Origin of the sequence: Bradyrhizobium sp. ERR14, assembly GCF_014198235.1 — a bacterium.
Classification (GTDB): Bacteria; Pseudomonadota; Alphaproteobacteria; order Rhizobiales; family Xanthobacteraceae; genus Bradyrhizobium.
In genome coordinates, this window is the sequence record NZ_JACIHD010000013.1 from 127,103 (window position 1) to 153,000 (window position 25,898).

Genomic DNA, 25,898 nt, shown 5'->3' on the forward strand with positions numbered 1-25,898 from the left:
ATCACAAAAGTGGCAATTGCGTGAAGAAAATCAAGCTCCATACTTCCACCGTCTTTGTCGGAAAATCAGCCGTTTGAACGACGCGCCGATCCCGAAAGACCCATACAAGAGGACATTGCCTCATCTTGCGGATTGCCATGACCGTCTTCCAACTGAAAGAGTTCGCATCCACCTCCGTCCACGCCGCAGCCGACGTGATCGGCTGGAATTACGACCGCGCCGAGCTGATCGCCGACGGCGTCATCCACGCGATCGGCGTCCTCTTCGGCATCATCGCCGCGACCGTGCTGGTGGTGCTGACGGTTGTCTATGCCAATACGATCGACATCGTCGGCGTCTCGATCTATGTCGCCGGCCTGCTCTCGATGCTGGTGCTGTCGGCAACTTATAATCTCTGGCCGGTGTCGCCGGCCAAATGGCTGCTGCGGAGGTTCGACCACTCCGCGATCTATCTGCTGATCGCGGCGACCTATACGCCGTTCATCCTCGAGGTGAAGGACAGCGGATTCGCGCTGGTGCTGCTCGCCGGCGTCTGGTGTGTCGCCATCCTCGGCATCGTGCTGAAGCTCTTCTACCCCGGCCGGTTCGACCGCGTCTCGGTCGGCATCTATCTCGCGATGGGCTGGAGCGGTGTGATGCTCTACGACGCCGTGGTCCGGGCGCTGCCCGCGCTGGTGCTGGGCTTCATCCTTGCGGGCGGACTGCTCTACAGCTTTGGCGTGATCTTCCATGCCTGGCGGCGGCTGCGCTTTCAGAATGCGATCTGGCACGGCTTTGTGTTGGCCGGCGCGGCGTGCCATTATACTGCGGTGCTCGACCTCATGTTGAGCTGAGCAAGACCCAAAGGGGTCTTCCAGGAAGCGGTATAAGACAAGAGGAGACGTCGCATGCAGGTGACCGGCAAGGTCGTGGTCGTCACGGGCGGCGCAAACGGCATCGGCAAGGCGCTGTGCGAGGCGTTTTACAATGCGGGCGCAGCCAAGGTCGTCGTCGCGGATATGGACGCCGCCAATGCGAGGGCGGTCGCGGCCATGGTGGATGGCGCGGCTTTCAAATGCGATGTCGCGCAGGAGAAAGACATCTCGCACGTCATCGAGGAGACCGAGCGGCAGTTCGGCCCCATCGCCCTGTTCTGCTCCAATGCCGGCATCGGCGGCGGCTTCGATCCGATGTCGGTCAATGCCGGCGGCGCCTCGGATGAACCGTGGCAGCGCAGCTGGGCGATCCACGTCATGGCCCATGTCTATGCGGCGCGGCATCTGATCCCGCGCATGAAGGCGCGCGGTGGCGGCTATTTCCTCAACACCATCTCGGCCGCGGGCCTGCTGTCCCAAGTCGGCAGCCCCGCTTATTCCACCACCAAGCACGCCGCGGTCGGCTTTGCCGAGAATCTCGCGATCTCGCACAAGGCTGACAACATCAAGGTCTCGATCCTCTGCCCGCAGGGCGTCGACACCAACATGCTGCGCTCGATCCCGAAGGGCCCGCAATCCGGCGACGGCGATCTCACGCCGGAGCAGGTGGCGAAAGACGTGCTCGCCGGCCTCGAGCAGGAGACGTTCCTGATCCTGCCGCATCCGCAAGTGCTCGGCTATATGCGCAAGAAGACCGAGAATTACGATCGCTGGCTCGGCGGCATGGCCAAGATCCAGGCGAAGATGCGGGAGGAGTTCGGGAAGTAGCCGTGAGGTCGGTGCGATTGAGGCACACTCGCGCCAAATCGCTGTCGTCCCTGCGAAAGCAGGGACCCATAACCACAGGGAGAAGTTTGGCGAAGACTGGTAGATGTTCTTGCGCGCGGTACTGACACCTGCGCTTTACGGATAAATCACGCGGTATGGGTCCCTGCGTTCGCAGGGACGACACCGGTGGTTACCGAGGCAACGTCTCATCCTCCCCCCGGCTTGCCCGCAACGCCAGGGCATAGAGCAACATCCCGTCGCGCACGGTGCGCTGCTCCGCCGCCGTCAACGCCGCTAGCGCGCCGCGGACCTGCTGCCGGCCGAACGCGTGCAGCGCCTCCAGCGTGCGCCGGCCCTTCGCCGTCAGCGACAATAGCTTGCTGCGGGCATCATTCTCATCCGGCGTCTCCCTGAGCTCGCCGCAGTCGATCAGCTTGCGCACCAGGCGGCTGACGCTGGACTTCTCCAGCCGCAGGAAATCGCCGAGCTCGGCTGAGGTCATCGGACCGCGGATGCCGATCTCCAGGATGGTGTGCACGGCCGACGGCGGATAGTCCGAGGCCGCCACCGTCGCATCCATGAAGCCGAGCTCGCGCACCATCAACCGCGAGGCGGCGCGAATGTCGTCGATCAGCGCAAGCTCGGCCATCTTGACTCCCGGCATATAGTTGTATCATACAACTATATGCGCGCAGCGGCGCGCGCAAGCGTTTTGGAGTGAGCCATGAGCGGAGCTTTGCCGTCAGGTCAGCGGATGCGGGGCAAGGTCTGCCTCGTCACGGGCGGCGGCAGCGGCATCGGCCGCGCCACGGCGTTGCTGATGGCGACCGAAGGCGCCGAGGCGATGATCGTCGCGGGTCGGCGCGAGGCCGAGATCGAGGCGACCGCCGCTTCATGCCGCGAACTCGGTGCCGAGGCGATCCCGCTCAAGACCGACATCACGCGCGAGGACGACGTCGCGCGCCTCGTCGGCACCGCCATTGAACGTTGCGGCCGGCTCGACGTCGCCTTCAACAATGCCGGCTTCCAGGAGCGCCGCGCGCCGCTGGAAGAGCAGGGCACTGATATTTACGACAGCGTGTTCGACACCAATGTCCGCGCGCTGTTCCTGTGCCTGCGCCATCAGCTGCCGGCGATGCTGGCGCAGGGCCGCGGCAGCATCGTCGTCAACGCTTCCGTCAGCGGCGTGCGCAATCCCAACCCCGGCTTCTCGCTCTATTCGGCCTCCAAGGCCGCCGCGATCTCGCTGACGCGCTCGGCCGCGCTGGAGAACGCCCCGCGCGGCATCCGCATCAACGCTATCGCGCCGGGCCGCGTCGTTACCGACATGATGCTGCGCGCCGGCGTCGGCGATGTCGCAACCGTCAGCGCCGGCCTGCCGCTGCGGCGGATGGGGAATCCGGAGGAGGTGGCGGAGGCCGTGGTGTGGCTGTCGTCGGATGCGTCGTCCTATGTGGTCGGGCACGTGCTCGCGGCGGACGGGGGGTTTTTGGCGTCGTAGTTTTTGGACGGTGGCGCAACAAAGTCAGGTATGGGTCCCTGCGCCCCGTGCGCAATTGCGCACTAGGCAGGGACGACAAGATCAGTGCTTCTGCCCGTACAGCACTGGCACCGCCGAATCCACGATGACCTCGACCAGGCTCGTCCCCTCGAATGCCATCCCGCGCTTGAGCGCCTCGCCGAGCTCCGCTGCCCTCGTCACCCGCACCGCGTGACACCCCATGCCTTCGGCGATCTTCACGAAATCGATCCCCGGCAGCTCCAGCCCGGGCACGTTGCGCACCTGCATGACCTGGCTGAACGAGCGCATCGCGCCGTAGCCGGAATTGTTGATGACGATGATGGTCAGCGGCAGCTTGCGCTGCGCGGCGGTCCACAGCGCCTGGATCGAGTACATCGCCGAGCCATCGCCGATCAGGCACACGGTGCGCTGCTTCGGCTTGCCCAGCGCCATGCCGACGGCGGCGGGCAGGGAGTAGCCGAGGCCGCCGCTCGCCATGGTGTAAAAACTGTCCTGGCCGCGCATCGGCATGAATTTCTGCATCGCCGGCCGGTGCGAGGGAACCTCCTCGACCAGCGACGCACCATCCGGCATCGCCTGCGACAGCGAATGCAGCAGGAACTCGACAGGCAGCGGATCGGCGGCCTGCGGCGCCGGCGGCAGCGTGCGGCCCTTTGGGGCCGCGCGTTTGGTCTCCGGCAGCAGGTCGAGCAGCGTGCTCAGTGCCGGCTTCATCGTCGCGATGATGCTGGTGCCGACCGGCGTGACCGCCGCGGCATCCGCATCATCGGTGATCTGAAAAATCGTCGCACCACCGTCGAAGATCGCGGCATGGCCCTCGACATGGAAGGTGAACACCGGCGCGCCGATGACGACGACGAGATCGTGCTCGCGTAGCGCGTCGGAGAGCTGCGCCGGCGAGGCGTGCAGGAAACCGGCGAATTGCGGGTGCCGCTCGGGGAACGAGCAGCGCGCCGAGAACGGGCTGACCCAGACGCTGGCCTTGGCCTTCTCGGCGACGCGCACCATCAGATCGACCGCACCGGCGCGGTCGATTCCGGGACCGACGACGAGGGCTGGGTGCTTTGCGCTAGCGAGCGCAGCGACCAGTGCCTTCATTGGCTCAAGCTCGGGCCCGATCTCCCGGCTGACCTTGCGCGACTCGATCGGCGCGCAGGCATGCGCCCAGTCGTCGATCGGGATCGACACAAAGGTCGGCCCGCACGGCGGCTGCATCGCGGTGTAATGGGCGCGCGCGATCGCGGCCGGCACGTCCTCGGGCCGCGCCGGTTCGACGCTGTATTTCACGTAAGGCCGCGGAAATTCCGATGCGCGCTCGGCATAGAGGAACGCCTGCAGCGGCAGGATCGATCGCGCCTGCTGGCCCGCGGTGATCACGAGCGGCGTCTGGTTACGATGCGCGGTGTAGATGTTGCCGAGCGCATTGCCGACGCCGGCGGCCGAATGCAGATTGACGAAGCCGGCATTGCGGGTTGCCTGCGCGTAGCCGTCGGCCATGCCGACGGCGGAGGCTTCCTGCAGCGCCAGCACGTAGTCGATGTCGTCGGGCCAGTCGCTGAGGAACGGCAGCTCGGTCGAGCCGGGATTGCCGAACACCCTGTCGATGCCGAACGAGCGCAGCAGGTCGAGCGTCGCCTGCTTGACGGTGACGGACTTGCTGCCGGTCTTGCTGCCGGGCTTGCCGTTCTTGGCCATGGTTTACGTCCCTTCTCAATTCCTCATCCTGAGGAGCGCGTCTTCGCGCGTCTCGAAGGATGAAGGCCCGGCTGGTGGCCTCGCCCTTCGAGACGCGCGCGAAGAGGCGCGCTCCTCAGGCTGAGGGTCTAACTTCCTACATCGTCATTACATTCGCAATGACGAGGAGAGGCCGTCACCACACCGCCGTCCCCTTCATCGTCGGCTGCCCCTCCGCATTCGCGGTCCACAGCTCCATGCCATCCGCGGTCTCGTTGGCGTTGACCGAAAACTCCGTGCCCTCGAACAGCGGCTGCAGGCCGCGATACGAAAACTTCTTCGGCGCCTTGCCGCCGTGCAGCTTCGCAGCCATCTCGATGATCAGCGCCGCCTGTAGCGGGCCGTGGAAGATCAGGCCCGGATAACCCTCGACCTTGGTGACGTAGTCGCGGTCGTAATGGATGCGGTGGCCGTTGAAGGTCAGCGCCGAATAACGAAACAGCAGCACGGGATCGGAGACATGGGTCTCGCGATGCTGCGCCGTCGGCGGCGGAGGCGGGGCCTTGGCGCCAGCGGGCGCGTTGCTCGTCATCTCGCGATAGACGATGTCCTGCCGCTCGCGGATGGCAACGCCGCGCGGCGAGGAGATACTGTGCTCGACCGAGACGAAGCACAGCGTGCCGGTCGAGCCCGTTTTCACCTGTACGTCGGCGATGCGCGAGGTCCGCGTCGATTCATCGCCGACCTGCAGCGGCTGCAGGAACTCGATCTCGCCGCCGGCCCACATCCGGCGCGGCAGCGGCACCGGCGGCAGGAAGCCGCCGCGGGTCGGGTGGCCGTCGGGCCCTAGCATCGACATCGGAAACACCGGCTGCGCCAGGCACCAATGCACCGTGAACGGCGCGGCGTCACCCTTTTTGGGCTCGCCGACGTCCTGGAACAGCGTCGCGCGCAGGCCCATGACGAGTTGCGCGGTGACGATGTCGGTAGCCTCGGTGCTGCGGCCGATCCATTGCCGCAAATGATCGATGTCGAGCTTCTCGGTCATGACGCCTCGCTCTTTTTACTTCTTGGGATTTTCGCCGATGGCGGGCACAGCGCCGTAAGCGCGCGTCTCGCCGACGACGATCGGCGCCGGTGCGGGATAGCTGACGCGGCCGTTCGGCGTGTCGACCTCGATGCGGCGCAGATGCGGATGCTTGGCGAGATCGGCCATGGTGTTGACCTCGGCAAAGGCGATATCGGCGTCCGAGAGGCGCTTGAGCAGCTCGTCGCGCGTCATCCTGGCGAAGATATCCGCCACCGTCGTATCGGTGAAGTCGCGGTTGCGCACGCGCTCGACCATATTGGCGACGCGGGGATCGGCCGGCAGATCAGGCTGGTCCAGCACCTTCGCGCACAGCGTCTTCCACTCGCGCTCGCTCTGGATCGAGATCAGGATGTTCTTGCCGTCCTTCGAGGTGAACACGCCATAGGGCGCGATCGAGGGATGGCGCAGGCCCATGCGCTTGGGTGGATTCCCGGCCTCGGAGTTGAGCAGCGGCACTGTGCACCAATCCGCCATCACGTCGAACATGGAGATGCGGATGTCACAGCCCTTGCCGGTGCGCCCACGTCCGATCAGCGCTTCCAGGATCGCCGCATGCGCGGTGGCACCGGTCGCGACGTCGACGATCGACATGCCGACGCGCGAGGCGCCATCGGGATTGCCGGTGATCGAGGCAAGGCCACTCTCGGCCTGGATCAAGAGATCATAGGCTTTGCGATGCGCGTAGGGGCCTTCGTCGCCATAGCCGGTGATGGTGCAGGAGATCAGCCTTGGATAGTCCTTCAAGAGCCGCTCGCGCGAGAAGCCGAGCTTGTCCATCGAGCCCGGCTTGAGGTTCTGGATCAGCACGTCGGCGCTGGCGATCAGCTTCTCCAGCTCGGCGCAGCCTTCCTTCGTCGCGAGATCGACCACGGCCGATTGCTTGCCGCGGTTGAGCCAGACGAAATAGCTGCTCTGGCCTTTGGCCGCCGCGTCATAGCCGCGAGCGAAATCGCCCTCGGGCCGCTCGATCTTGATCACCTCCGCGCCGGCATCCGCCAGGCGCGAGGAGCAGAACGGTGCCGCCACCGCCTGCTCGACCGCAATCACCCTGATCCCGTCCAATGCTCCCATGATGGTGGCCTCAGTACGAGCGCGGCATGCCGAGTACATGCTCGGCGACGAAGGACAGCACGAGGTTGGTCGAGATCGGCGCCACCTGATAGAGCCGCGTCTCGCGGAATTTGCGCTCGACGTCGTATTCCTCGGCAAAGCCAAAGCCGCCGTGGGTCTGGATGCAGGCGTTGGCCGCTTCCCAGGACGCATCGGCCGCCAGCATCTTGGCCATGTTGGCTTCCGCGCCGCAGTCGAGCCCGGCCTCGTATTTGCGAGTGGCTTCCTTCACCATCAGTTCGGCCGCGCGCATCGAGGCATAGGCCTTGGCGATCGGGAACTGGATGCCCTGGTTCTGGCCGATCGGCCGGCCGAACACGCTGCGCTCCTTGGCGTAGTTGGTGGCCTTGGCGATGAACCATTTGGCGTCACCCACGCATTCCGCCGCAATCAAAATGCGCTCGGCATTCATGCCGGAGAGGATGTAGCGAAACCCCTTGCCTTCCTCGCCGATCAGATTCTCCGCCGGCACCTTCATGTCGGTAAAGAACACTTCGGTGGTGGCATGGTTCATCATGGTGCGGATCGGACGGATCTCGAGGCCGTTGTTCTTGGCCTCGCGCATGTCGACGATGAACACCGACAGTCCGTCGGTGCGCTTCTTGGCCTGCTCCTTCGGCGTGGTCCGCGCCAGCAGAACCATCAGGTCGGAATGCTCGGCGCGGCTGGTCCAGATCTTCTGGCCGTTGACGATGTAGCTGTCGTTGCCGTCCTTGCGCGCGAAGGTTTTCAGCGAGGAGGTGTCGGTGCCGCTGGTCGGCTCGGTGACGCCGAAGGCCTGCAGGCGCAATTCGCCGCTGGCGATCTTCGGCAAATATTTCGCCTTCTGCTCCGCATTGCCGTGCCGCAGCACGGTGCCCATCGTGTACATCTGGGCGTGGCAGCCGCCGCCGTTGCAGCCCGCGCGCTGGATCTCTTCGAGGATCGCGGCCGCAGCGGACAGCTTCAGCCCCGCGCCGCCATATTCCTCGGGGATCAGCACCGAGAGATAACCGGCCGCTGTCAGCGCGTCGACGAAGGCCTTGGGATAGGCCATCTCGCGATCGAGCTTGCGCCAATATTCGCCGGGGAACTGGGCGCAGAGCTTGGCGACGGCTTCACGGATGTCGGCGTAGTCTTCGGTGTGGTGTTCTTCACTCATGGCGTTTCCAGTTCTTAGCGGCAGTTAAGATAACGCCGGCCGATCCTCAGGCGTTGTGAAAACAACGCCAGCCTCCTATGCTCATTTGTTATAGCGTATGGAGTAGCCTTCCAGGATTGGCAAGCATGGATTTCCGGCAGCTCAGGACCTTCAGTTGCGTGGCGGAGCTCGGCAGCCTCTCCAAGGCCTCCGACACGCTGCGCGTGGCGCAGCCGGCGCTCTCCCGGCAGATCAAGCTGCTGGAACATGAGCTGCGAACTGAACTCTTCACCCGCAACGGCCGCGGCATGGTGTTGACCGAAGCCGGCCGGCTGCTGCTGGCGCGCACCTCCGGCATCGTGCGGCAGATCGACCAGATCCGCGACGACATCCAGTCGTCCAAGGGGCCGCCGTCGGGCCAGGTCGTGCTTGGCCTCGTTCCAACCGTGAGCTGCGTGCTGTCGGCACGCTTTGCGCGGCGCTGCGTCGAAAAATTCCCCGGCATCTCGCTGCGCATCGTCGAGAGCTACAGCGGCCATCTCGTCGAATGGCTGCATCGCGGCGAGATGGATCTCGCCATCCTCTACGGCCGCTCCGCCGATCTGCATCTCAACGTCGAGAGCCTGGGGCGCGACAACATCGTGGCGGTGGGCCCGCGCGGCTGCGGCCTCGCGCGCAAGAAGAGCGTCGACATCGGCTGGCTGCTCCGGCAACGTTTGGTGCTGCCCAGTCATTCCCACGGCCTCCGCGCGCTGATCGAGCACGCGGCCGCCCAGCGCAAGATCAAGCTCGACGTCCAGCTCGAGGCGGATTCGTTTCGCGTGCTGACCAGCCTGGTCGAGGAGGGCCTCGGCTTCGCGCTGCTGCCGCCGTCGTCGGTCCACGGCGAGGTCGCGGACGGGCGGCTGGAAACCGCGCCGGTATCCAAGCCGATGACACGCGAGCTCATTTTCGCTTCTCCGATCGACCGCCCGGTCTCGACGGCCTCGCTCGCCGTCACGGCGCTGCTGCGCGAGGAAGTCGCGGCCTGCCGCAAGGAAGGCGTCTGGGACATCAAATTGAGTTAGATGCGCTGACGTCGTAGAACAGTCAGGCGCCGCCTTGCCTTCGCATCTGGCGCGAGCTGTCATGCCGAAATTTTATAGCTGCGGTGCGAGCTCTAGGGGCGTTCGGAGCGCGCTCTTTATTCACACTCGGTGTCATTGCCCGCGAAGGCGGGCAATCCAGTATTCCAGAGGCCGCGCGGCTAGAATCGAGAAGCCGCGGCGTACTGGATGCCCCGCCTTCGCGGGGCATGACAGTGGAGATTGAGGAGATCGATTGCCCCAGGGCAGTCGATTAGCAGCCTACCCCGGAATCCTGACCGGCAGCGTCTCGTACCCCTTGATGAAGCTCGAATAGATCCGCTTCGGCTCGCCGACCACCTCGATGCGGTCGAAGCGCTTCAGCATCTCTTCCCAGACGATGCGCAGCTGCAGCTCGGCGAGGCGCATGCCGACGCAGCGGTGGATGCCGAAGCCGAAGGAGAGATGGGTGCGCGGGCGCGGGCGGTCGATGATGAAATCGTTCGGCTTGTCGAACATTTCCTCGTCGCGGTTGCCGGAGACGTACCACATCACGACGCGGTCGCCCTTCCTGATGTGCTTGCCGCCGACCTCGGTGTCTTGCAACGCGGTGCGGCGCATATGCGCCAGCGGCGTCTGCCAGCGGATCACTTCGGGCACCATGGAGTCGATCAGCTCCGGATTGGCGCGTAGCCTGTCGTATTGCTCCGGGTTCTCGTTCAGCGCCAGCACCGAGCCGGTCATGGTGTTGCGCGTGGTATCGTTGCCGCCGACGATGAGCAGGATGATATTGCCCATGAGGTTGTCGGGGTCCATGTGCCGCGTGGCGTCGTTGTGGGCCATCAGCGACAGCAGATCGTTGCGCGGCGCCGAGTTGACGCGCTCGTTCCACAGCTTGGACATGTAGGCGTAGCACTCGTCCATCTCGCGGCGGCGTTCCTCGGCGGAGGCGACGATGCCGCTCTTGGGCAGCGCGGTCGAAACATCCGACCAGCGCGTCAGCTTGCGCCGCTCCTCCCAGGGGAAGTCGAACAGGGTCGCCAGCATCTGCGTCGTCAGCTCGATCGAGACGCGCTCGACGAAATTGAAGGTCTCGTTGCGCGGCAGATTGTCGAGCACCGTCTGCGAGCGCTGGCGGATCAGCTTTGCCAGCTCGTCCAGATGTGTCGGCGTGAACATCGGCGACACCGTCTTGCGCTGCGACGAATGCCTGGGCTGGTCCATCGCGATGAAGCTCGGATAGTCGTAGCCTTCCGGCACGTCGCGGATCGAGATGCCGCCGAGCGTAGAGTCCGAGGAGAAGATGCCGTGATTGGTGTCGACATGCATGATGTCGTTGTACTTCACCACCGACCAGTACGGTTCGATCGGCGCGTTGGTGCAGTAATGCACCGGCTCTTCCTTGCGCAGCCGCTCGAACCACGGCCACAGCGTGTCGTCCTGGAACAGCCGGGGCGCGCCGGGGTGGAATTGGGACAACGGCGTCGCATAGGCCTCCTCGCGGGCCCTGCGCATGCGTTCGGCCTTGTCCACTTTAACCGGCGCTTGGATGTTCATCGTCGTGGCTCCAATTGGTTGTCGGACCTCTCCCGCTTGCGGGAGAGGTCGGCGCGTAGCGGCGGGTGAGGGTTTTCTCCTCTAGGGGATTGTCCCGTTGCGGAGATGCCCTCTCCCCAACCCTCTCCCGCAAGCGGGAGAGGGGGCGCAGCATTGTCGTGGCATAGTTCGCAACTCACGCCGCGATCTTCACCGGCAGCTCTTCCAGACCCTTCACGAAACTCGAATAGACCCGCTTGGGTTCGCCGACCACATCAATATGGTCGAACCGCCTGAGAATTTCTTCCCAAATAATCTTGAGCTGGAGTTCGGCGAGCCTGAGGCCGACGCAGCGGTGAATGCCGAAGCCGAAGGACAGATGCGTGCGCGGGAGGGCGCGGTCAATGATGAAGTCGTAGGGCTTCTCAATCGCCTCCTCGTCGCGGTTACCCGAGACGTACCACATCACGACCTTGTCACCTTTCTTGATCTCTTTGCCGCGGAACTCGAAGTCGGCGAGCGCGGTGCGCCGCATATGCGCCAGCGGCGTCTGCCAGCGGATCACTTCGGGGACGAAACTGTCGAGCAATGCGGGGTTCTCGCGCAGCTTGCGATACTGTTCCGGATGCTGGCTCAGCGCGAGCAGCGAGCCCGACATGGTGTTGCGCGTGGTGTCGTTGCCGCCGACGATCAAAAGCACGAGATTGCCGAGGAAGTTCTTGGCGTCCATGTCGCGCGTCGCGGCGCCATGCGCCATCATCGACAACAGATCGCTCTTCGGCGGCTGCGCGATGCGCTCCTTCCACAGCCGCGCGAAATAGCCGGCGCATTCGGTCAGCTCGGCCTGACGCTCGTCTTCGGTGGCGACAAGGCCGTCGGGGCCGGGGATGGTGGTGGCGATGTCGGACCAGCGCGTCAGCTTGCGGCGGTCCTCCCAGGGAAAGTCGAACAGCACCGCGAGCATCTGCGTGGTGAGCTCGATCGAGACGCGGTCGACCCAGTCGAACACCTCGCCGCGGGGCAGGTTGTCCAGGCACTCGGCCGAGCGCTTGCGGATGTTGAGGGCGAGATTGTCCAGATGCGTCGGCGTGAACATCGGCGCCACGGTCTTGCGCTGCGCCGCATGGCGCGGCGGATCCATCGAGATGAAGCTCTCGCGGCGCAGGTCCGGATCTATGTCGCGGATGGTGATGCCGCCGAGCGCGGAGGCCGAGGAGAACACCGAATGGTTGGTCTCGATCTCCATGATGTCGTTGTAGCGCGTCACCGACCAGTACGGCCCGAACATCGAGTCCTTGCAATAGTGCACGGGATCTTCCCGGCGCAGCCGATCGAAATACGGCCAGAACGTATCGGTCCTGAACAATTCCGGGTCGCCCGGATCGTACTGCTCCAGCGGCAGTGAGTTGGCGCGCTCGCGCAATGCGTCGAGCTTTGCCGCGCTCTCCATGGTCCCATGCATGACCGCTCTCCCTGGCATGAACCGCGCGTTCTCGTTGAATTCTGCGCTGCGGTATTTGGTTTGCAATTACAGCCGGTTGTCTGCGCCGGAGCAAGGGAGAGTTTTGTCACATCCAACCTTTGGGCGTGGCCGGGCGCGTAGCCCGGATGGAGCCAACGGGTCGGCGCAAAGCGCCGCCCGATGACAGGCTCCGCGTAATCCGGGGCCGGCGTCACTTGGGGCACGATCCCGGATTGCGCTGACGGGATCTCGATCAACGTGACCCGCCGCACACCATTTGTCGTGAAATCGTGCCAGAAACCGACTGGAATCAAGGTAAATCGAACCCCGCCATCTTGGGGACCGACCAAGCTCTGATCTATAGTTTGACCCGATCAAGACCGCATCCCGAGGTTGCCGCCGTGAACGACATGCAATGGACCCCCATCGGCTCCGAGCCCTTACCGCCGCCGCTGCCGCCCACGCGGGTCGATTTCAGCGGTGACCGCTCCGAGTTCCGGAAAATGGTCACCAAGGGGGCCATGCTGGAGCTCGTCACCTTCGGCTTCTACCGGTTCTGGCTCGTCACCGACATCCGTCGTCATCTGTGGGCGAACACCGCGATCGACGGCGATGCCGCCGAATATACCGGGCGGGCCAAGGAGCTCCTGGTCGGCTTCCTGTTCGCGCTCGCGATTCTGGTGCCGATCTATCTCGCCTACTTCCTGATCGGCATCGAGTTCGAGCGCTGGCAGGGTTTTGCCTCGACGCCGCTGTTCATCGGCTTCTACGCCTTCGGCCAGTTCGCGATTTTTCGCGCGCGACGTTACCGGTTGACGCGCACCGTTTGGCGCGGCGTCCGATTCTGGATGGACGGCTCGGGCTGGGCCTATTCGTTCCGCGCCATGGCGTGGGGCTTGCTCGTATTCCTGACGCTCGGCCTGGCGCTGCCCTGGCGCGAGGCCGCGCTCGAACGCTACAAGATGCAGCACACCCATTACGGCGATCTTCGCGGCGATTTCGAGGGCAACGGCTGGACCTTCTTCAAGCGTGGCTGGTGGCTGTGGCTGCTCAGCCCGATCGCGTTGGTGATCTTCCCGCTCGCGCCGTTCTTCTATGCGGAGTTCAAGGCGCGCGAATGGCGCTGGTGGCTCGACGGCATCCGCATCGGCGGCGTCAGCCTGTCCTCGGACCTGCCGCACGATGCCTTCTACGGCCTGTACTGGAAGGTGATCGGCTGGTGGACGCTGCTCTCGATGGTATTCTCCGCCTATCTCGGCGGCTCCGCCTTGCTGGTCGTCCAGCTGAGCGGCGTTCCGGCCGATCAGGTGTTCGGCTCCGACAATGCCGCCAGGAGCATCCCGATGGTGGTGATGATGGTAGCAGGCTATCTCGCGCTGGCGCTTGCGATCAACATCGTCATGCGGGTCTATCTTCAGCGTGATCTCTGGGCCAAGGTGCTGGAGACGGTCAAGGTGCACGACATCGGCGCGGCGTCGGATGTGCAGGGGCGCGGCGTACTTGCCAGTGCGCTCGGCGAAGGTTTTGCTGACGGGCTCGATGTCGCGGGATTCTGAGCTGTGAGTGACGTATTTGCCGAGGCGCCGGCGCAGGCCGCCAAGCCGACCATCTTCTTCGACGGCACGTCGAGCCGCCGGCGGCAGGTGACGCTGACGTTCGCTGATGCGCTCGAGATCCTCGAGGAGGGCGGAACGCCGGTTCGCTGGTCCTATGCCGACATTCGCCGCGCCGACAGTCCGCCGGGAATCCTGCGTCTTGCCTGCATCGCCGCGCCGCCGCTAGCGCGGCTGGAAATCCGCGACGCTGTACTCGCGGCGGACGTGACCGTCCGCTGCACCCATCTCGACGAGCACCGAACCTCGCGCCGCGGCGTCGCAAAGATCGTCGGCTGGTCGGTGGCCGCCACCGTCTCCATCGTCTGCGTCGTGCTATTCGGCGTGCCGCTCGCCGCCGACCGCCTCGCACCGCTGGTGCCGAAACCGATCGAGCGGCGCATCGGCGATGCCTCCGAAGTCCAGGTGAAGACCATCTTCGGCCGCAGCGTGTGCGAAGACCCCGCGGGCAAGGCCGCGTTCACAAAGCTGGTCAACCGCCTGCGCGATGCCGCCAGCCTCGATGACGATTCCATGACAGCGGGCGTGCTGCCAACCGCGGTGCCGAACGCGTTCGCGCTGCCCGGCGGCAAGGTCTACGTGCTGAGGGGCCTGCTCGACAAGGCGCAGAACCCCGACGAGCTCGCCGGCATCCTCGCGCACGAGCTCGGCCATCTCAAGCATTACGACAACATGCGCGGGCTGATCTACAACGGCGGCACCTCATTCCTGATCGGCCTGTTGTTCGGCGACGTCACCGGCTCATCCGCCGTGATCTTTGCCTCGCGCACCGTCGTCGAAGCCTCCTATTCGCGCGAGGCCGAGACTGCTGCCGATACGTTCGCGATCGAGATCATGCACAAGCTCGGCCGCTCGCCGAAGCCCGCTTTTGAGCTGATGTACCGCATCACCGGCAAGGAAGGCGGCTCCACGCTCACGTCGATCCTCGCCAGCCACCCGCTGACCGAGGACCGCCTCGCCCGCATGACCAGGGAAGATCGCCCGGCTAGCGGCCCGCCGCTGCTGACGGACAAGGAATGGCAGTCGCTGAAGGGAATTTGCGGCAGCGGGAAGATCTGAAGGTTGATCGCTGCAACGGCGGAGGTGCGCTCCCTCTCCCGCTTGCGGGAGAGGTGCATTAGAGCGCGCCTACCGCGTCCCGTAGGCGCGGTCGCCGGCATCGCCGAGGCCCGGCAGGATGAACCCGTTCTCGTCGAGACCTTCGTCCACCGCCGCGGTCCAGATCGGCACGTCCGGATGCAAGCCGCGCAGCCGTTCGAGCCCTTCGGGCGCTGCGATCAGGCAGGCGAGGCGAATGTCCCTGGCGCCGCGCTCCTTCAGCCGGTCGATGGCGGCGACGGCCGTGTTGGCGGTGGCGACCACCGGGGTCACCACGATTGCCAGGCGCTCGCCGAGGTCGGACGGCGATTTGAAGAAATACTCCACCGCCGCAAAGCTGTGCGGCTCGCGGTAGAGCCCGATATGGGCGACGCGCGCAGTCGGCACCAGGTCCATCATGCCGTCGACGAAGGTGGTGCCGGCGCGCAGCATCGGCACGAACACCAGCTTCTTGCCGGCGATCTTGGCCGAGTGCATCGTCGCCAGCGGCGTCTCGATCACGGTATCCGCGAGCGGCAAATCGCGCGTCACCTCGTAGCAAAGCAGCATGCCGATCTCCTTGATCAGCTCGCGGAATGACTTTGTGGAGATCGATTTGTCCCGCACCAGCGTCAGCTTGTGCTGCACCAGCGGATGATCGACGATCGTGACGCCTTCCATGATGGGATGCTCTTCTTCTTCCCTTCTCCCCTTGTGGGAGAAGGTGGCGCGAAGCGCCGGATGAGGGGTATCTTTCCGCGTATTCCAATTGAGAGACCCCCGCGGAGAGAGACCCCTCACCCGGCTTCGCTTTTGCGAAGCCACCCTCTCCCGTAAGGGGAGAGGGTTTAGAAAACCGTGCCGTCGCTGATCACCTTGAGCGGCGGTGAACCATCAGGACGGCGCGCAAAGGCAATGGCGCGGCCGGCGGCCCAGGTGCCGCCTTCCAGAATGCTGGCGAGCGGTAATGTCTCGGGCGTGCGGCCGAGCTTGGCGCGAACCCGTTCGGCAAGCCGGTCCAGCAGCGCGACCGTCAGCGCACGCCATTCCACGACAAGCAGCGAGTCCACCGCATGCGCGCGCTCGCCATCGGCGGCATCGCGCAGGCGCAGCACCTCGTAATCGACGAACAGTCCGCCGTTGCGATATTCCGCGAGCCCCGTCAGGCCGTCGATGTCGGTGACGTCGAGGCCAGCGCGCTGCAGCGGTTCGATCAGCGAATAGCTCAGCCATTGCGACAGCTTGTGCAGCGGCACGAGGCCCGCGGTCGCATCATCCGCCCCAAGCGCCGGATGGCGCCAGCAATCGCCGAGCGGAATCTTTGCAAGCTCCAGCCGCGACGGCCAGATCGGTCCGAGCTGGTTCAGCACCGCCGACAGGATCGCAGGCGCGGCAATGGCGCCGCCCTTCGCCTGTGCCGCGATGTGATCAAAAAGCCCGCCCGGCCGCGGTGTATCTTGCAGGCCGAAAATCTCGGCGCGCTCCGCGACCAGCTTGCCCAGACGCCGCAACAGATCCGTGCGCCCCTCGAGCCCGAGCAGCGCATTGGTGTCGCTGACCTGAAAAGCGGAGGTGAGTGCGGCGAGCGGCAGCTGCGCGAGCACGTTCGCATCGGCCCTGAATGGCGAGCCGGCGTCGCGCGAAAAAAGACCGCTCGCAAACATGTCGAGGCTGGCGATCGCGAGCCCCTCGGACCGGCCGATGCTTTCGCCGCTCATGGCATCGCGGTAGCGCCAGGCGGCGCCCGCGCCGGCATCGAGCAGCACGCTGACGATGGCGAGGTCGAACTCCGCGCGCGCCCGCGCGGCGCGGTCCGGCCACGAAGCAGCGTCGGCAAGCTTCGCCCAGCGGTCGACGCCGCCAAGCACAAAATGCCGCCAGCGCGCATGGAATGGAATGTCCAGCGCCGGATAGGCTTTGCGGGTCACCGCGAGCACGGCCTCCGCGACACCATCCATCCGGTCGAGATCGATCGTGAAGTGGCGGAGGCCGCCGGCAAGGCCGATCTCCAGCATCTGCGCGGCCCGCGCGCGCACCGCATCTGCGGTGAGCAGCGAGCGTGCTTGCAATTCCAAAGCCTCCGGCATCGCGCGATCAGTATTTTTCCAGCGAACGCCCGACCACGCCGTCCACGTCCTTCTCGGGCGCGATGTCGGTCGAGTAATAGCCGGCGGCTTTCTTCGCGGCGATCTCGACATAGGCGTCGGCGGGAATCAGCTCCGGCGGGATCGGCACGCGCTCGACGATGTCGATGCCCTGCGAGGTCAGCGCGTCGTATTTCATGTCGCTCATCGACAGGAAGCGGTCGATGCGCTTCAGGCCGAGCCAGTGGATCGTATCCGGCATCAATTGCTGGAAGCGGGCATCCTGCACGCCGGCGACGCATTCGGTGCGCTCGAAATAGGCGGCGGCCGCATCGCCGTCCTCCTGGCGCTTGCGCGCGTTGTAGACCAGGAATTTGGTGACCTCGCCGAGCGCGCGGCCTTCCTTGCGATTGTAGACGACGAGCCCGAGCCCGCCTTCCTGCGCGCCGCGCGCGGATTCCTCGATGCCGTGGATGAGATACGGACGGCAGGTGCAGATGTCGGAGCCGAACACATCGGACCCGTTGCACTCGTCATGCACGCGGCAGGTGATCTTGGTGCGATGGTCCGGCAGTTTCGTCACATCGCCGAACATGTAGACGGTGGTACCGCCGATCGGCGGCAAAAACACCTTCATGTCCGGCCGCGTCACCAGCTCGGGGAACATGCCGGCGGTCTGCTCGAACAGCGTGCGCCGCAGCTCGGTCTCGGCGGTGCCGAAGCGCGCCGCAAGCCCCGGCAGGTACCAGACCGGATCGATCGCGATTTTCACGACGGAGACGCTGCCATTGGCATGCACGACCTCGCCGTCGGCGCGTAGCCGTTTTGCGGCCAGCGCCTCGCGGATCTCCGGCAGGTCGAGCCGCGCTCGCGTCACGGCGATGCTCGGGCGGATGTCGGAGCCTTCTGCGATCTCCTTACCGAAATTCTCCGCGACCAGATGCCCCCAGGGATCGAGCGCGACGATCTTGGCGGGATCGCGCCATTGCTCGAACGGTCCGATGGTCGCCGCCGGAAACGTATTGGTGAGGTCGGGCCTGCGAATCGGATCGAGCGCGCCTGCGGACACCGCGAGCGCACGGTACATCGCGTAGGACCCGCCATGGCTGCCGATCACGTTGCGATCCCCGGCGCGCGAGACCGTGCCGATGATCGGTCCGCGGGCGCGCGCGTCAGCGGCGCCCCAGTGGATCGGGAAGGCGGACTTCCGGCCCGGCTCCGGATGCGAAGTCAGGCGGATGTGGTCGGTACGGTTCGCGCGGCTCATGACCAAACTCCCAAAAAGCCAACGGCCCGCCGCTCGGACGGGCCTGGCTCGGTCGCGTTGCCGACGCGGAACATCGGCGACGCAAGCTCAATCCAACATATTGTAGCGGCAAGACGCGACAGACAAGTTAATCGTGCTGCGCGCGCAGGGCCTCCGCTGCCGATGCCGGTCACCAGCCATTGCCATGCCCAGCTGAATGGCGCACGGCACCGGTATACAGGCTATATCTATGTAGTTATTTGTGTTTTTGAAGGGGCCACCGGCCGGCGAGGCCGGCTAGACCAGCTGCCGGTCGCCTCCCGGCGTCCGGATCACCGCGCGAAACGAGGGCGCGGAATCGTGACTGAAGCGGATGCGCGGATCGTCCAGAAAGCCCGCCAGCGACGCGGCGATCGTGTCCGCCTCGGGGTGCCGTATCTCGAATTCCACCAGGGAGCAGCCGAGATCGGCCATGCGCGACGCTGGATGCGGTCCGGCCGGCCACTCGATCACGGTCGGAAACGCGCCGTCGAACGGCATCGAGCCGTCGGGCGGGACGGAGATCAGCCATTCGAGATGGCCGCGCGTCACCGTGATGGCGGGTTTTGCGACATGCGGGATCGTCGCGAGCGCGGACGTGATGTCGGACGTGCTCACGACCCAGGTCATGAGCCGCGGCGAAACCGCGAGCGCCGCGCGCGTCCGTGCATCGTCCAGCGCGAACCAGCGCGGCCGGGTGGGCGCGGGAGCCGACGGGTTCGGCGCGATGACTTCGAGGAACGCTGTCTCGCTCAGTCGCAGCAGATGATTATGCGTGCCCATCAGCGGATGCGCGCCGCCGGCCGGCGGCGCAATGCCGAGCGCGGTCTCGACATAAGCGACGCCCTCGGCAAGGTCGTTCGCGGCGACGGTGATGTGGTCAAGACGAAGCATGGCTAGCGATCCGATTTCTTCTCGAGCTCTTCCAGGCTATGGCCATATCGTGCGACGAGGTTGAATCTGCGCACGGTCGAGCTCGCGCTGACTGTAACCTTTGGTCCATCGAACTGCCATCGCCTGTCCGCGCTCCCTGCAAGGAGACGGCGTATCGTGCACAAATCGGGCTGCGTCCACACCCTTGCAAACGCGTGACTGGATAAAGCCCATATATTCAGACATATCGACTGGATCGGTTGACCGCCCCGGAGACCCCCATGCCCGCCCGCTACATCGACCCCCGCAACGGAAAGCTCTATGCGCTCGACCAGCCGCGCTGGTGCTCGGACGAGCGCACGCCGCTTCTGGTGACGCCGGGGGCGGGGATCTCGCGTGAGGACATCGACGGCCGCACGCGCTCGCTCTGGCGCTACCGCGCGGCGCTGCCGGTCGAGATCAAGACTCCGATCACGCTCGGCGAAGGCTGCACGCCGCTGGTGCAGCAGGGCTGGGGCGATCTGCGGCCGTTGTTCAAGCTCGAATGGTTCAACCCGACCGGCAGCTTCAAGGACCGCGGCTCGGCCGTGATGCTGTCCTTCCTGCGCCAGATCGGCGTCGACGCCATTCTCGAAGACTCTTCCGGCAATGGCGGCTCGTCGATGGCGGGGCTGGGGGCCGCCGGCGCCATGCGCGTGAAGATTTTGGCGCCGGCCTCGACCTCGCCGGCGAAGATCGCGCAGGTGCGCGCTTACGGCGCCGAGGTGCAGCTCGTCGAGGGCCCGCGCGAGGAGTCAGAGGCCGAGGCGATCCGCCAGTCGCAACAGACCTTCTATGCCAGCCACAATTGGCAGCCGTTCTTCCTCGAAGGCACCAAGTCGCTCGCCTATGAAATCTGGGAAGATCTCGGCTTCCGCGCCCCCGATAACATCATCGTCCCCGTTGGCGCCGGCAGCTCTCTTCTCGGCTGCGCCTTCGGCTTCCGCGAGCTGTTGAGGGCCGGCCAGATCGCGAGGTTGCCGCGGCTGTTCGCGGCGCAGCCACTCAACTGTTCGCCGATCGATGCGAGCTTTCAGGCCGGCGTCGATAGGCCTGTCGCGCGCGAGGTCAACAAGACCATCGCCGAAGGCACCGCCATCAAGCACCCGCTGCGCCTGCGCGAGATCATCGCGGCCTTGCGCGAGAGCGGCGGCGGCACCGTCGCGCTCACCGAGGACGAGATCGTCGCCGCCCTGCGGCGACTGGCACGGCAGGGCCTGTTCGCCGAGCCGACCAGCGCCAGCGCGGCTGCGGCGCTGGACAAACTCTCGGCCACCGGCGCCATCAAGGCGACCGACACCACGGTCGCCGTCCTCACCGGCACCGGCCTGAAGGCCGCAACCACCGTCGCCGATCTCGTCCAGTAGGGTCCGATCTGTTGGGCCGTGTTGCGGCGCGGCCGCCGCGGGACGAGGGCGTTGCAGAAGGCCCGGGCATCCGCGTTGCCGCGGAGCCATGCGGCCGCGTTGAACCTTCGGCGCCCGTCGCCAGCCTCATGAAGATCCAGCTCGCGCAAAGGGGAGAGTTCCATGACCGCGCAGGATCCGTTTGCAGGTTTCAAGGCAGTCCAGAAGGAAGCCTGGTCGCTGTTCACGCCGATGGAAGTTTTCACGACACCGACCGCCGCCAAGCTCGTCGGTTTTGCCGGCGTTGCCGCCGGCCAAAGGCTGCTTGACGTCGGATGCGGCACCGGCGTTGTCGCGATCACGGCGGCGCGCCGCGGTGCGAAGGTCAGGGGTCTCGATCTGTCGCCGGTCCTGATCGAACGCGCCCGCGAGCATGCGCAATTGATGAACCTCGATGTCGACTTCAAGGACGGCGACGCCGAAAGCCTGCCCTATGGCGACAACGAGTTCGACGTGGTGCTCAGCCAGTTCGGCCACATGTTCGCGCCGCGCCCGGACGTCGCGATCGGCGAGATGCTGCGCGTGCTGAAGCCCGGCGGTACCATCGCCTTCTCCACCTGGCCGCCGCATCTGTATGTCGGGCGGATGTTCGCGCTGATCGGCCGCCATCTGCCGCCGCCCGAGGGCGTGGCATCGCCGGTGTTGTGGGGCGATCCGAAGATCGTCGCCGAGCGTCTCGCGGGGAAAGCGAAGGACCTCTCCTTCGAGATGGACATGATGACACCGTCCGCCCTCAGCCCGCAGCATTTCCGCCGCACCATGGAAACGACGATCGGGCCTTTGATCAAGCTCGTCGCCCAGTACAAGGACGAGCCGGACAAGCTCAAGAGCTTCCGAGCCGAATTCGAGGCGCTGATCTCGGAATATTTCGACCCCGGCCACAATGTGATGCGCCAGCAGTTCCTGATGTCGAAGGCAAGCAAGGTGTGAGGCTGAAGCGATAAGCCGCCGCGATTGCACGTGCTTTTCCTTCTCCCCTTGTGGGAGAAGGTGGCGCGAAGCGCCGGATGAGGAGTCTCTCTCCACTCAATGAAATTGAACTTGCGGAGAGAGACCCTCACCCGTCTCGCCGCTATGCGGCGAGCCACCCTCTCCCACAGGGGGAGAGGGTGCAGCGAGCAAGCGCCTTCACTCCTTCAGATCATTCACCTGCTTGACCCAGCCGCGCACGTCGGCGAGCACGGCGGGCAGCACCGCCTTGACCTCGGCCACGGTCATGCCGGGCTTGATGCGGGGATCGTACAGCAGATTGAGGATGTACTGGTCGTAGACGTCGAAATAGCCCATCGAGACGTTGTCGTTGAACATCGTCCACGGCACGCTCGCGGTGTCGTTGATGGGCCCGAGCGATTGCAGCAGCTCCTCATAGGCGCAGTCGAGAAAGACGAAGTCGCCGTTGTCGACGGTGAGGATGACGTCGGAATGCTCGATCTCGAAATTGTCGTTCTTGCGGAAGCCGGACAGGCATTGCGGGTCGAGCGAGGTGCGGATCTCGCGCGCCTTCTCGGCGCCGTAGAAGCTGGAGATGGTGCGGAAGAGGTCGCGGTCGCGCACCAGCTTCACCCGCACATTGGCCGCTTCGGCGGTCGCGATCATGGCGATGTCGAGATGCTGCACGCGATGGGCGATGTCGGCCACGACCTTGGCGAGCTGCGTCTTGCGGTCGGCGCGGTCGCTCTCGGCGTACACGCGCACCGGCCCGTCGAATTTGCGAATGCGGTCGACGCGGCCGGCGAGGTGATATTCGGCGCCGAACGCCGTCTTCAGGAAGCCCTCGACGATCTCTCCGTCGGTAAAATTCTTCTTCTCGGAGCGCTGGCGCGAGGAGACCGCGGGCAACTCGCCCGCCACCGCGGTGGTCGCGGGATCGGGCGCGCATGTGAGCGCGGCGAGCGCCAGCAGGGCGATGCGAAGGGCAGCCGAGGACGGATTGAGTGCGCTCATCGTCGTGCGACGCTGCCGTATTCACGTCGCGCGCACAAGGCCGCAGATTCACGCGGCCTGCGGGTTCCCGGCATTGTCTGTAACAAGAGAGTTACAGTGTCGTAGGGTGGGCAAAGGCGCGAAAGCGCCGTGCCCACCATCGCGCCGCAACCGCAGTCAGTGGTGGGCATGCCTCCGGCTTTGCCCACCCTACGGAAGCGTGCGTCAGTTGTTCAGCACCACCACCGTGGTACCGACCGAGACGCGGCCGTAGAGATCGCTGACGTCGTCATTGGTCATGCGGAAGCAGCCCGAGGAGACCGCCTGGCCGATCGTCTCCGGCTCGTTGGAGCCGTGGATGCGGTAGAGCGTCGAGCCCAGATACATCGCGCGCGCGCCGAGCGGATTCTCGACGCCGCCCTTCATGTGGCGCGGCAGGTCCGGCCGGCGGGCCAGCATCTGCGACGGCGGCGTCCAGTCCGGCCATTCCTTCTTGGCGGTGATCCTGTGGACCCCGCCCCAGCGGAAGCCGTCGCGGCCGACGCCGATGCCGTAGCGCAGCGCCTGGCCGTTCTGCAGCACCAGATACAGCCGCCGCTCGCTCGTGTTCACCACGATCGTGCCGGGGGCGTAATTGCCGTTATACATGACGGTGGTGCGGGGGATCGGATTGGCGCCGGAACGGAAGAAGTTCGGTCCGCCGCCCATGATGTCGCGCGAGTCGAACTCTTCGGCGAACGCGCCGCCCGCCATGGCCGACAGCAGTGCGATGGCGGCAATCGGCGCGGCAAAAAACCGGATCATTGTTTCCCCCAGCAAAAAATCGATTCAACAAGGGCCACAGGCCATATTTGCGGGCTTTTCGCAAGCCACGGCCCCGTGAGGGATGCCATGCTTAACGATTGACGTCACCAGATCCGCAACCGCGCCAATTTGACGAAAAGCATTATCCAAGCCAGCGCATCCTCGCGCGGGGCAGGGCCGCGATGGCCCCTATTGCTTTGACGGGGCCTGCGAACAATGATTGGTCGGATACCTCACTCGAAATCGGCGGTTGCGGGAGCAAGAAGAATGAACGGTGCGGAAAGCCTGGTGCGGACGATGGTCAAGGGCGGGGTGGACATTTGCTTCTCCAACCCGGGAACCTCCGAGATGCATTTTGTCGCAGCGCTCGACCGGGTCCCCGGCATGCGCTGCGTGCTCGGCCTCTTCGAGGGCGTGGTGACGGGCGCGGCCGACGGCTACTATCGCATGAAGGGTACGCCGGCCTCGACCCTGCTGCATCTCGGCCCCGGCCTCGCCAACGGTCTTGCCAACCTGCACAACGCCAAGAAGGCCAATTCCGGCATCGTCAACATCGTCGGTCAGCATGCCGTCTATCACATCGACTACAACGCGCCGCTGACCTCCGACATCGAGGGGTTGGCCCGGCCGATGTCGTCCTGGGTCCGGACCTCGCCGAACTCCAAATCGGTGGCCGCCGACGGCGCCGCCGCGATCGCCGCCGCCAAGAGCGCGCCGGGTCAGATCGCGACCCTGATCCTGCCCGCCGACACCGCCTGGAACGAGGCCGACGGCATCGCCGAGGTTCCGGCCGAGCAGCAGCGCGCGAGCTATTCGCCGCAGGCGGTCGAGCGGGCCGCGAAGATCCTGCACGGTGACGGCGAGGGCACGCTGCTGCTGATGACCGGCAGCGCGCTGAGCGAGCAGGGCCTGGCGCTGGCCGAGCGCATCGCCTCCAAGACCGGCTGCACCGTGATGGGCCCGACCTTCCGCCCCAAGATGGCGCGCGGCCGCGGCCGCTACTCGATCGACCGCATCCATTACGTGATCGAGAACGCGCTGCCGATGCTGGCCAAGTTCCGTCACATCGTGCTGGTCGAGTCTGACGATCCCGTGGCGTTCTTCGCCTATCCGAACAAGCCGAGCATGCTCAAGCCCGAGGGCTGCGACGTCCATCGCATGACCTCCTGGGGCGAGAACTCGGTCGCAGCGCTCGAGGCGCTTGCGGGTGCGGTGAAGGCCAGCGCCAAGGACGTCAAGCCGCATGCCGTGCAGGAGCTGATCAAGCCGACCGGCGCGCTCACCTTCGCCTCGATCGCGCAGGCGATCGCCTGTGCGATCCCCGAGAACGCGATCATGGTCGACGAATCCCTCACCACAGGCCGCGGCTTCTTCCCGCCGACGGCCGCTGCCGCGCCGCACGACTGGCTGCAGAACATGGGCGGCTCGATCGGCTTCTCGACGCCGCTCTCGATCGGCGCTGCGATCGCCTGCCCGGCCCGCAAGGTCATCACCATGGTCGGCGACGGCAGCGCGATGTACACGATCCAGTCGCTGTGGACCCAGGCGCGCGAGAACCTTGATATCGTCACCATCGTGTTCGCCAACCGGATCTACCAGATCCTGCGCGGCGAGTTCGACAATGTCGGCGCCGGCGAGCCCGGCCAGCGCGCCAACGACATGCTCCGCCTCGACCGGCCCACGCTGGATTTCGTGGCGCTGGCCAAGGGCATGGGCGTGCCCGGCCGTGCCGTCACCAATGCCGACGAGTTCAACAAGGCGCTGGCCGAAGCCGTCGCCGAGCCGGGGCCACGGCTGATCGAAGTTCAGATGTAGGGGTTGATTGAACAAGCTCTCTCCCCACGTCGTCCCGGCGAACGCCGGGACCCATAACCCCAGGGAGAGGTTTGGCGAAGACTCGGAGTTCGGTACGTGCGCCGTGTACACTCGATAGACCTCGCGGTATGGGTCCCGGCGTTCGCCGGGACGACACCGAACCAGGTGCGCGAGATGGGCCCGGAGGCACGATGCAGACCGAGCTGAACAAGGTAATCGCGGCGCTGCGGGACTTCTACGCCCACGAAGGCTTCCTGTTCGAGAAGGACATCGGCGAACGCGCGGTCACGCACCGCTTCGCCGTGCATCTGGAAAAGCAGTTCTCCGGCTGGTCGGTCGACTGCAACTACGACCGGCTCGGCGAGCGCACGCTGCATCTGCCGCACGGCACCATCATCTCGACCGACGACCATCTCGGCAAGTCGATCTACCCTGACGTCGTCGTGCATCAGCGCGAGATCCCGAACAATCTGCTCAGCTTGGAGATCCGCAAGGCGAGCAATCACACCCCGCTTGAGCACGACCAGCACAAGCTGAGGGCGCTGACCGATGTCCACGTCTGGTTTCCCTACTGGATCGGCGTGCTGCTGGTGCTGGACAAGGACCAGGTGACGACGTCGGAGGTCTATGTCAGCGGCGCCGTCGACGACCCGCTGTCGCGCTGGTTCGCGGCGCGGCTCGAGGAGATCGGCCTTGGAGCTCGCGCATAGAGACGTGCG

The 25,898-nt window shown here is 65.4% G+C and carries 23 protein-coding genes; 10 read left to right on the forward strand and 13 right to left on the reverse strand.

Annotated features, from left to right (window positions below):
• Window positions 1-137 precede the first annotated feature (137 nt).
• Both trhA and GGD62_RS28690 read left to right on the forward strand, forming a co-directional pair.
• Complete coding sequence (trhA, locus tag GGD62_RS28685) at window positions 138-833, forward strand: PAQR family membrane homeostasis protein TrhA (RefSeq protein ID WP_018317231.1); 696 nt, start codon at window positions 138-140, stop codon at window positions 831-833.
• 54 nt (window positions 834-887) lie between these two features.
• Window positions 888-1,682 carry an SDR family oxidoreductase gene (locus GGD62_RS28690; RefSeq protein WP_183236913.1) on the forward strand — a complete coding sequence of 265 codons (795 nt, stop codon included), beginning with the start codon at window positions 888-890 and terminating at the stop codon, window positions 1,680-1,682.
• A 190-nt stretch (window positions 1,683-1,872) separates the two neighbouring features.
• Here GGD62_RS28690 and GGD62_RS28695 read toward each other — a convergent pair whose 3' ends face one another.
• Window positions 1,873-2,331 carry a MarR family winged helix-turn-helix transcriptional regulator gene (locus GGD62_RS28695; protein ID WP_183711563.1) on the reverse strand — a complete coding sequence of 153 codons (459 nt, stop codon included), beginning with the start codon at window positions 2,329-2,331 and terminating at the stop codon, window positions 1,873-1,875.
• A 75-nt stretch (window positions 2,332-2,406) separates the two neighbouring features.
• On the opposite strand from GGD62_RS28695, the gene GGD62_RS28700 reads away from it, so the two are divergent.
• Window positions 2,407-3,183 carry an SDR family NAD(P)-dependent oxidoreductase gene (locus tag GGD62_RS28700; RefSeq protein WP_183711508.1) on the forward strand — a complete coding sequence of 259 codons (777 nt, stop codon included), beginning with the start codon at window positions 2,407-2,409 and terminating at the stop codon, window positions 3,181-3,183.
• A gap of 81 nt (window positions 3,184-3,264) precedes the next feature.
• On the opposite strand, the gene mdlC is transcribed toward GGD62_RS28700, so the two are convergent.
• From mdlC to GGD62_RS28720, 4 genes are all read right to left on the reverse strand, one after another.
• Complete coding sequence (gene mdlC, locus GGD62_RS28705; RefSeq protein ID WP_183711510.1) at window positions 3,265-4,899, reverse strand: benzoylformate decarboxylase; 1,635 nt, start codon at window positions 4,897-4,899, stop codon at window positions 3,265-3,267.
• A 175-nt stretch (window positions 4,900-5,074) separates the two neighbouring features.
• Entirely contained in the window at window positions 5,075-5,926 is an 852-nt protein-coding gene (locus tag GGD62_RS28710; RefSeq protein WP_018317226.1) for a MaoC family dehydratase N-terminal domain-containing protein, read from the reverse strand.
• Between the two features lie 15 nt (window positions 5,927-5,941).
• A complete protein-coding gene (locus GGD62_RS28715; protein WP_183711512.1) occupies window positions 5,942-7,039 on the reverse strand; it encodes a CaiB/BaiF CoA-transferase family protein in 1,098 nt (365 codons plus the stop codon).
• A gap of 10 nt (window positions 7,040-7,049) precedes the next feature.
• Window positions 7,050-8,219, reverse strand: a complete 1,170-nt coding sequence (locus tag GGD62_RS28720; protein ID WP_018317224.1) for an acyl-CoA dehydrogenase family protein — start codon at window positions 8,217-8,219, stop codon at window positions 7,050-7,052.
• 125 nt (window positions 8,220-8,344) lie between these two features.
• On the opposite strand from GGD62_RS28720, the gene GGD62_RS28725 reads away from it, so the two are divergent.
• Entirely contained in the window at window positions 8,345-9,265 is a 921-nt protein-coding gene (locus GGD62_RS28725; RefSeq protein WP_183711514.1) for a LysR substrate-binding domain-containing protein, read from the forward strand.
• 279 nt (window positions 9,266-9,544) lie between these two features.
• On the opposite strand, the gene GGD62_RS28730 is transcribed toward GGD62_RS28725, so the two are convergent.
• Window positions 9,545-10,819, reverse strand: coding sequence for a cytochrome P450 (locus tag GGD62_RS28730; RefSeq protein ID WP_018317222.1), 1,275 nt, complete (start codon window positions 10,817-10,819; stop codon window positions 9,545-9,547).
• Between the two features lie 175 nt (window positions 10,820-10,994).
• Window positions 10,995-12,260 (reverse strand): cytochrome P450, encoded by a 1,266-nt coding sequence (locus GGD62_RS28735; RefSeq protein ID WP_183711516.1) that lies wholly within the window; start codon window positions 12,258-12,260, stop codon window positions 10,995-10,997.
• A 410-nt stretch (window positions 12,261-12,670) separates the two neighbouring features.
• On the opposite strand from GGD62_RS28735, the gene GGD62_RS28740 reads away from it, so the two are divergent.
• Window positions 12,671-13,816, forward strand: coding sequence for a YjgN family protein (locus tag GGD62_RS28740; RefSeq protein WP_026201813.1), 1,146 nt, complete (start codon window positions 12,671-12,673; stop codon window positions 13,814-13,816).
• 3 nt (window positions 13,817-13,819) lie between these two features.
• Window positions 13,820-14,932 carry a M48 family metallopeptidase gene (locus GGD62_RS28745; RefSeq protein ID WP_183711518.1) on the forward strand — a complete coding sequence of 371 codons (1,113 nt, stop codon included), beginning with the start codon at window positions 13,820-13,822 and terminating at the stop codon, window positions 14,930-14,932.
• A 69-nt stretch (window positions 14,933-15,001) separates the two neighbouring features.
• Here GGD62_RS28745 and upp read toward each other — a convergent pair whose 3' ends face one another.
• From upp to GGD62_RS28765, 4 genes are all read right to left on the reverse strand, one after another.
• Window positions 15,002-15,631, reverse strand: coding sequence for a uracil phosphoribosyltransferase (upp, locus tag GGD62_RS28750; RefSeq protein ID WP_018317218.1), 630 nt, complete (start codon window positions 15,629-15,631; stop codon window positions 15,002-15,004).
• A gap of 167 nt (window positions 15,632-15,798) precedes the next feature.
• Window positions 15,799-17,037 (reverse strand): URC4/urg3 family protein, encoded by a 1,239-nt coding sequence (locus GGD62_RS28755; protein WP_183711520.1) that lies wholly within the window; start codon window positions 17,035-17,037, stop codon window positions 15,799-15,801.
• A gap of 7 nt (window positions 17,038-17,044) precedes the next feature.
• A complete protein-coding gene (locus GGD62_RS28760; protein ID WP_018317216.1) occupies window positions 17,045-18,301 on the reverse strand; it encodes a GTP cyclohydrolase II in 1,257 nt (418 codons plus the stop codon).
• Between the two features lie 276 nt (window positions 18,302-18,577).
• The gene (locus GGD62_RS28765; RefSeq protein ID WP_018317215.1) at window positions 18,578-19,213 is read right to left on the reverse strand and encodes a VOC family protein; all 636 of its coding nucleotides are present in this window, start codon (window positions 19,211-19,213) and stop codon (window positions 18,578-18,580) included.
• A gap of 260 nt (window positions 19,214-19,473) precedes the next feature.
• Here GGD62_RS28765 and GGD62_RS28770 point away from each other — a divergent pair, with 260 nt between their 5' ends.
• Window positions 19,474-20,598, forward strand: a complete 1,125-nt coding sequence (locus GGD62_RS28770) for a threonine synthase (RefSeq protein WP_183711521.1) — start codon at window positions 19,474-19,476, stop codon at window positions 20,596-20,598.
• 162 nt (window positions 20,599-20,760) lie between these two features.
• Window positions 20,761-21,567: a class I SAM-dependent methyltransferase gene (locus GGD62_RS28775; protein ID WP_092260762.1), complete on the forward strand. Its 807-nt coding sequence runs from the start codon at window positions 20,761-20,763 to the stop codon at window positions 21,565-21,567.
• 198 nt (window positions 21,568-21,765) lie between these two features.
• Here the strand turns inward: GGD62_RS28775 and GGD62_RS28780 are convergent, their stop codons facing one another.
• Both GGD62_RS28780 and GGD62_RS28785 read right to left on the reverse strand, forming a co-directional pair.
• Window positions 21,766-22,581, reverse strand: a complete 816-nt coding sequence (locus GGD62_RS28780) for a DUF2927 domain-containing protein (RefSeq protein WP_018317213.1) — start codon at window positions 22,579-22,581, stop codon at window positions 21,766-21,768.
• A gap of 204 nt (window positions 22,582-22,785) precedes the next feature.
• On the reverse strand, window positions 22,786-23,364 hold the full coding sequence (locus GGD62_RS28785; protein WP_018317212.1) for a L,D-transpeptidase: 579 nt from the start codon (window positions 23,362-23,364) through the stop codon (window positions 22,786-22,788).
• A 267-nt stretch (window positions 23,365-23,631) separates the two neighbouring features.
• Here GGD62_RS28785 and GGD62_RS28790 point away from each other — a divergent pair, with 267 nt between their 5' ends.
• Window positions 23,632-25,179: an acetolactate synthase large subunit gene (locus GGD62_RS28790; protein WP_183711522.1), complete on the forward strand. Its 1,548-nt coding sequence runs from the start codon at window positions 23,632-23,634 to the stop codon at window positions 25,177-25,179.
• 191 nt (window positions 25,180-25,370) lie between these two features.
• Entirely contained in the window at window positions 25,371-25,889 is a 519-nt protein-coding gene (locus tag GGD62_RS28795) for a hypothetical protein (RefSeq protein ID WP_183711523.1), read from the forward strand.
• Window positions 25,890-25,898: the final 9 nt, after the last annotated feature.

What these genes read in the sequence shown, in the direction of transcription:
- trhA (WP_018317231.1), top strand. Translation starts at nt 138, where the DNA reads ATGACCGTCTTCCAACTGAAAGAGTTCGCATCCACCTCCGTCCACGCC.
- GGD62_RS28690 (WP_183236913.1), top strand. Translation starts at nt 888, where the DNA reads ATGCAGGTGACCGGCAAGGTCGTGGTCGTCACGGGCGGCGCAAACGGC.
- GGD62_RS28695 (WP_183711563.1), bottom strand. Translation starts at nt 2,331, where the DNA reads ATGGCCGAGCTTGCGCTGATCGACGACATTCGCGCCGCCTCGCGGTTG.
- GGD62_RS28700 (WP_183711508.1), top strand. Translation starts at nt 2,407, where the DNA reads ATGAGCGGAGCTTTGCCGTCAGGTCAGCGGATGCGGGGCAAGGTCTGC.
- mdlC (WP_183711510.1), bottom strand. Translation starts at nt 4,899, where the DNA reads ATGGCCAAGAACGGCAAGCCCGGCAGCAAGACCGGCAGCAAGTCCGTC.
- GGD62_RS28710 (WP_018317226.1), bottom strand. Translation starts at nt 5,926, where the DNA reads ATGACCGAGAAGCTCGACATCGATCATTTGCGGCAATGGATCGGCCGC.
- GGD62_RS28715 (WP_183711512.1), bottom strand. Translation starts at nt 7,039, where the DNA reads ATGGGAGCATTGGACGGGATCAGGGTGATTGCGGTCGAGCAGGCGGTG.
- GGD62_RS28720 (WP_018317224.1), bottom strand. Translation starts at nt 8,219, where the DNA reads ATGAGTGAAGAACACCACACCGAAGACTACGCCGACATCCGTGAAGCC.
- GGD62_RS28725 (WP_183711514.1), top strand. Translation starts at nt 8,345, where the DNA reads ATGGATTTCCGGCAGCTCAGGACCTTCAGTTGCGTGGCGGAGCTCGGC.
- GGD62_RS28730 (WP_018317222.1), bottom strand. Translation starts at nt 10,819, where the DNA reads ATGAACATCCAAGCGCCGGTTAAAGTGGACAAGGCCGAACGCATGCGC.
- GGD62_RS28735 (WP_183711516.1), bottom strand. Translation starts at nt 12,260, where the DNA reads ATGCATGGGACCATGGAGAGCGCGGCAAAGCTCGACGCATTGCGCGAG.
- GGD62_RS28740 (WP_026201813.1), top strand. Translation starts at nt 12,671, where the DNA reads ATGCAATGGACCCCCATCGGCTCCGAGCCCTTACCGCCGCCGCTGCCG.
- upp (WP_018317218.1), bottom strand. Translation starts at nt 15,631, where the DNA reads ATGGAAGGCGTCACGATCGTCGATCATCCGCTGGTGCAGCACAAGCTG.
- GGD62_RS28755 (WP_183711520.1), bottom strand. Translation starts at nt 17,037, where the DNA reads ATGCCGGAGGCTTTGGAATTGCAAGCACGCTCGCTGCTCACCGCAGAT.
- GGD62_RS28760 (WP_018317216.1), bottom strand. Translation starts at nt 18,301, where the DNA reads ATGAGCCGCGCGAACCGTACCGACCACATCCGCCTGACTTCGCATCCG.
- GGD62_RS28765 (WP_018317215.1), bottom strand. Translation starts at nt 19,213, where the DNA reads ATGCTTCGTCTTGACCACATCACCGTCGCCGCGAACGACCTTGCCGAG.
- GGD62_RS28770 (WP_183711521.1), top strand. Translation starts at nt 19,474, where the DNA reads ATGCCCGCCCGCTACATCGACCCCCGCAACGGAAAGCTCTATGCGCTC.
- GGD62_RS28775 (WP_092260762.1), top strand. Translation starts at nt 20,761, where the DNA reads ATGACCGCGCAGGATCCGTTTGCAGGTTTCAAGGCAGTCCAGAAGGAA.
- GGD62_RS28780 (WP_018317213.1), bottom strand. Translation starts at nt 22,581, where the DNA reads ATGAGCGCACTCAATCCGTCCTCGGCTGCCCTTCGCATCGCCCTGCTG.
- GGD62_RS28785 (WP_018317212.1), bottom strand. Translation starts at nt 23,364, where the DNA reads ATGATCCGGTTTTTTGCCGCGCCGATTGCCGCCATCGCACTGCTGTCG.
- GGD62_RS28790 (WP_183711522.1), top strand. Translation starts at nt 23,632, where the DNA reads ATGAACGGTGCGGAAAGCCTGGTGCGGACGATGGTCAAGGGCGGGGTG.
- GGD62_RS28795 (WP_183711523.1), top strand. Translation starts at nt 25,371, where the DNA reads ATGCAGACCGAGCTGAACAAGGTAATCGCGGCGCTGCGGGACTTCTAC.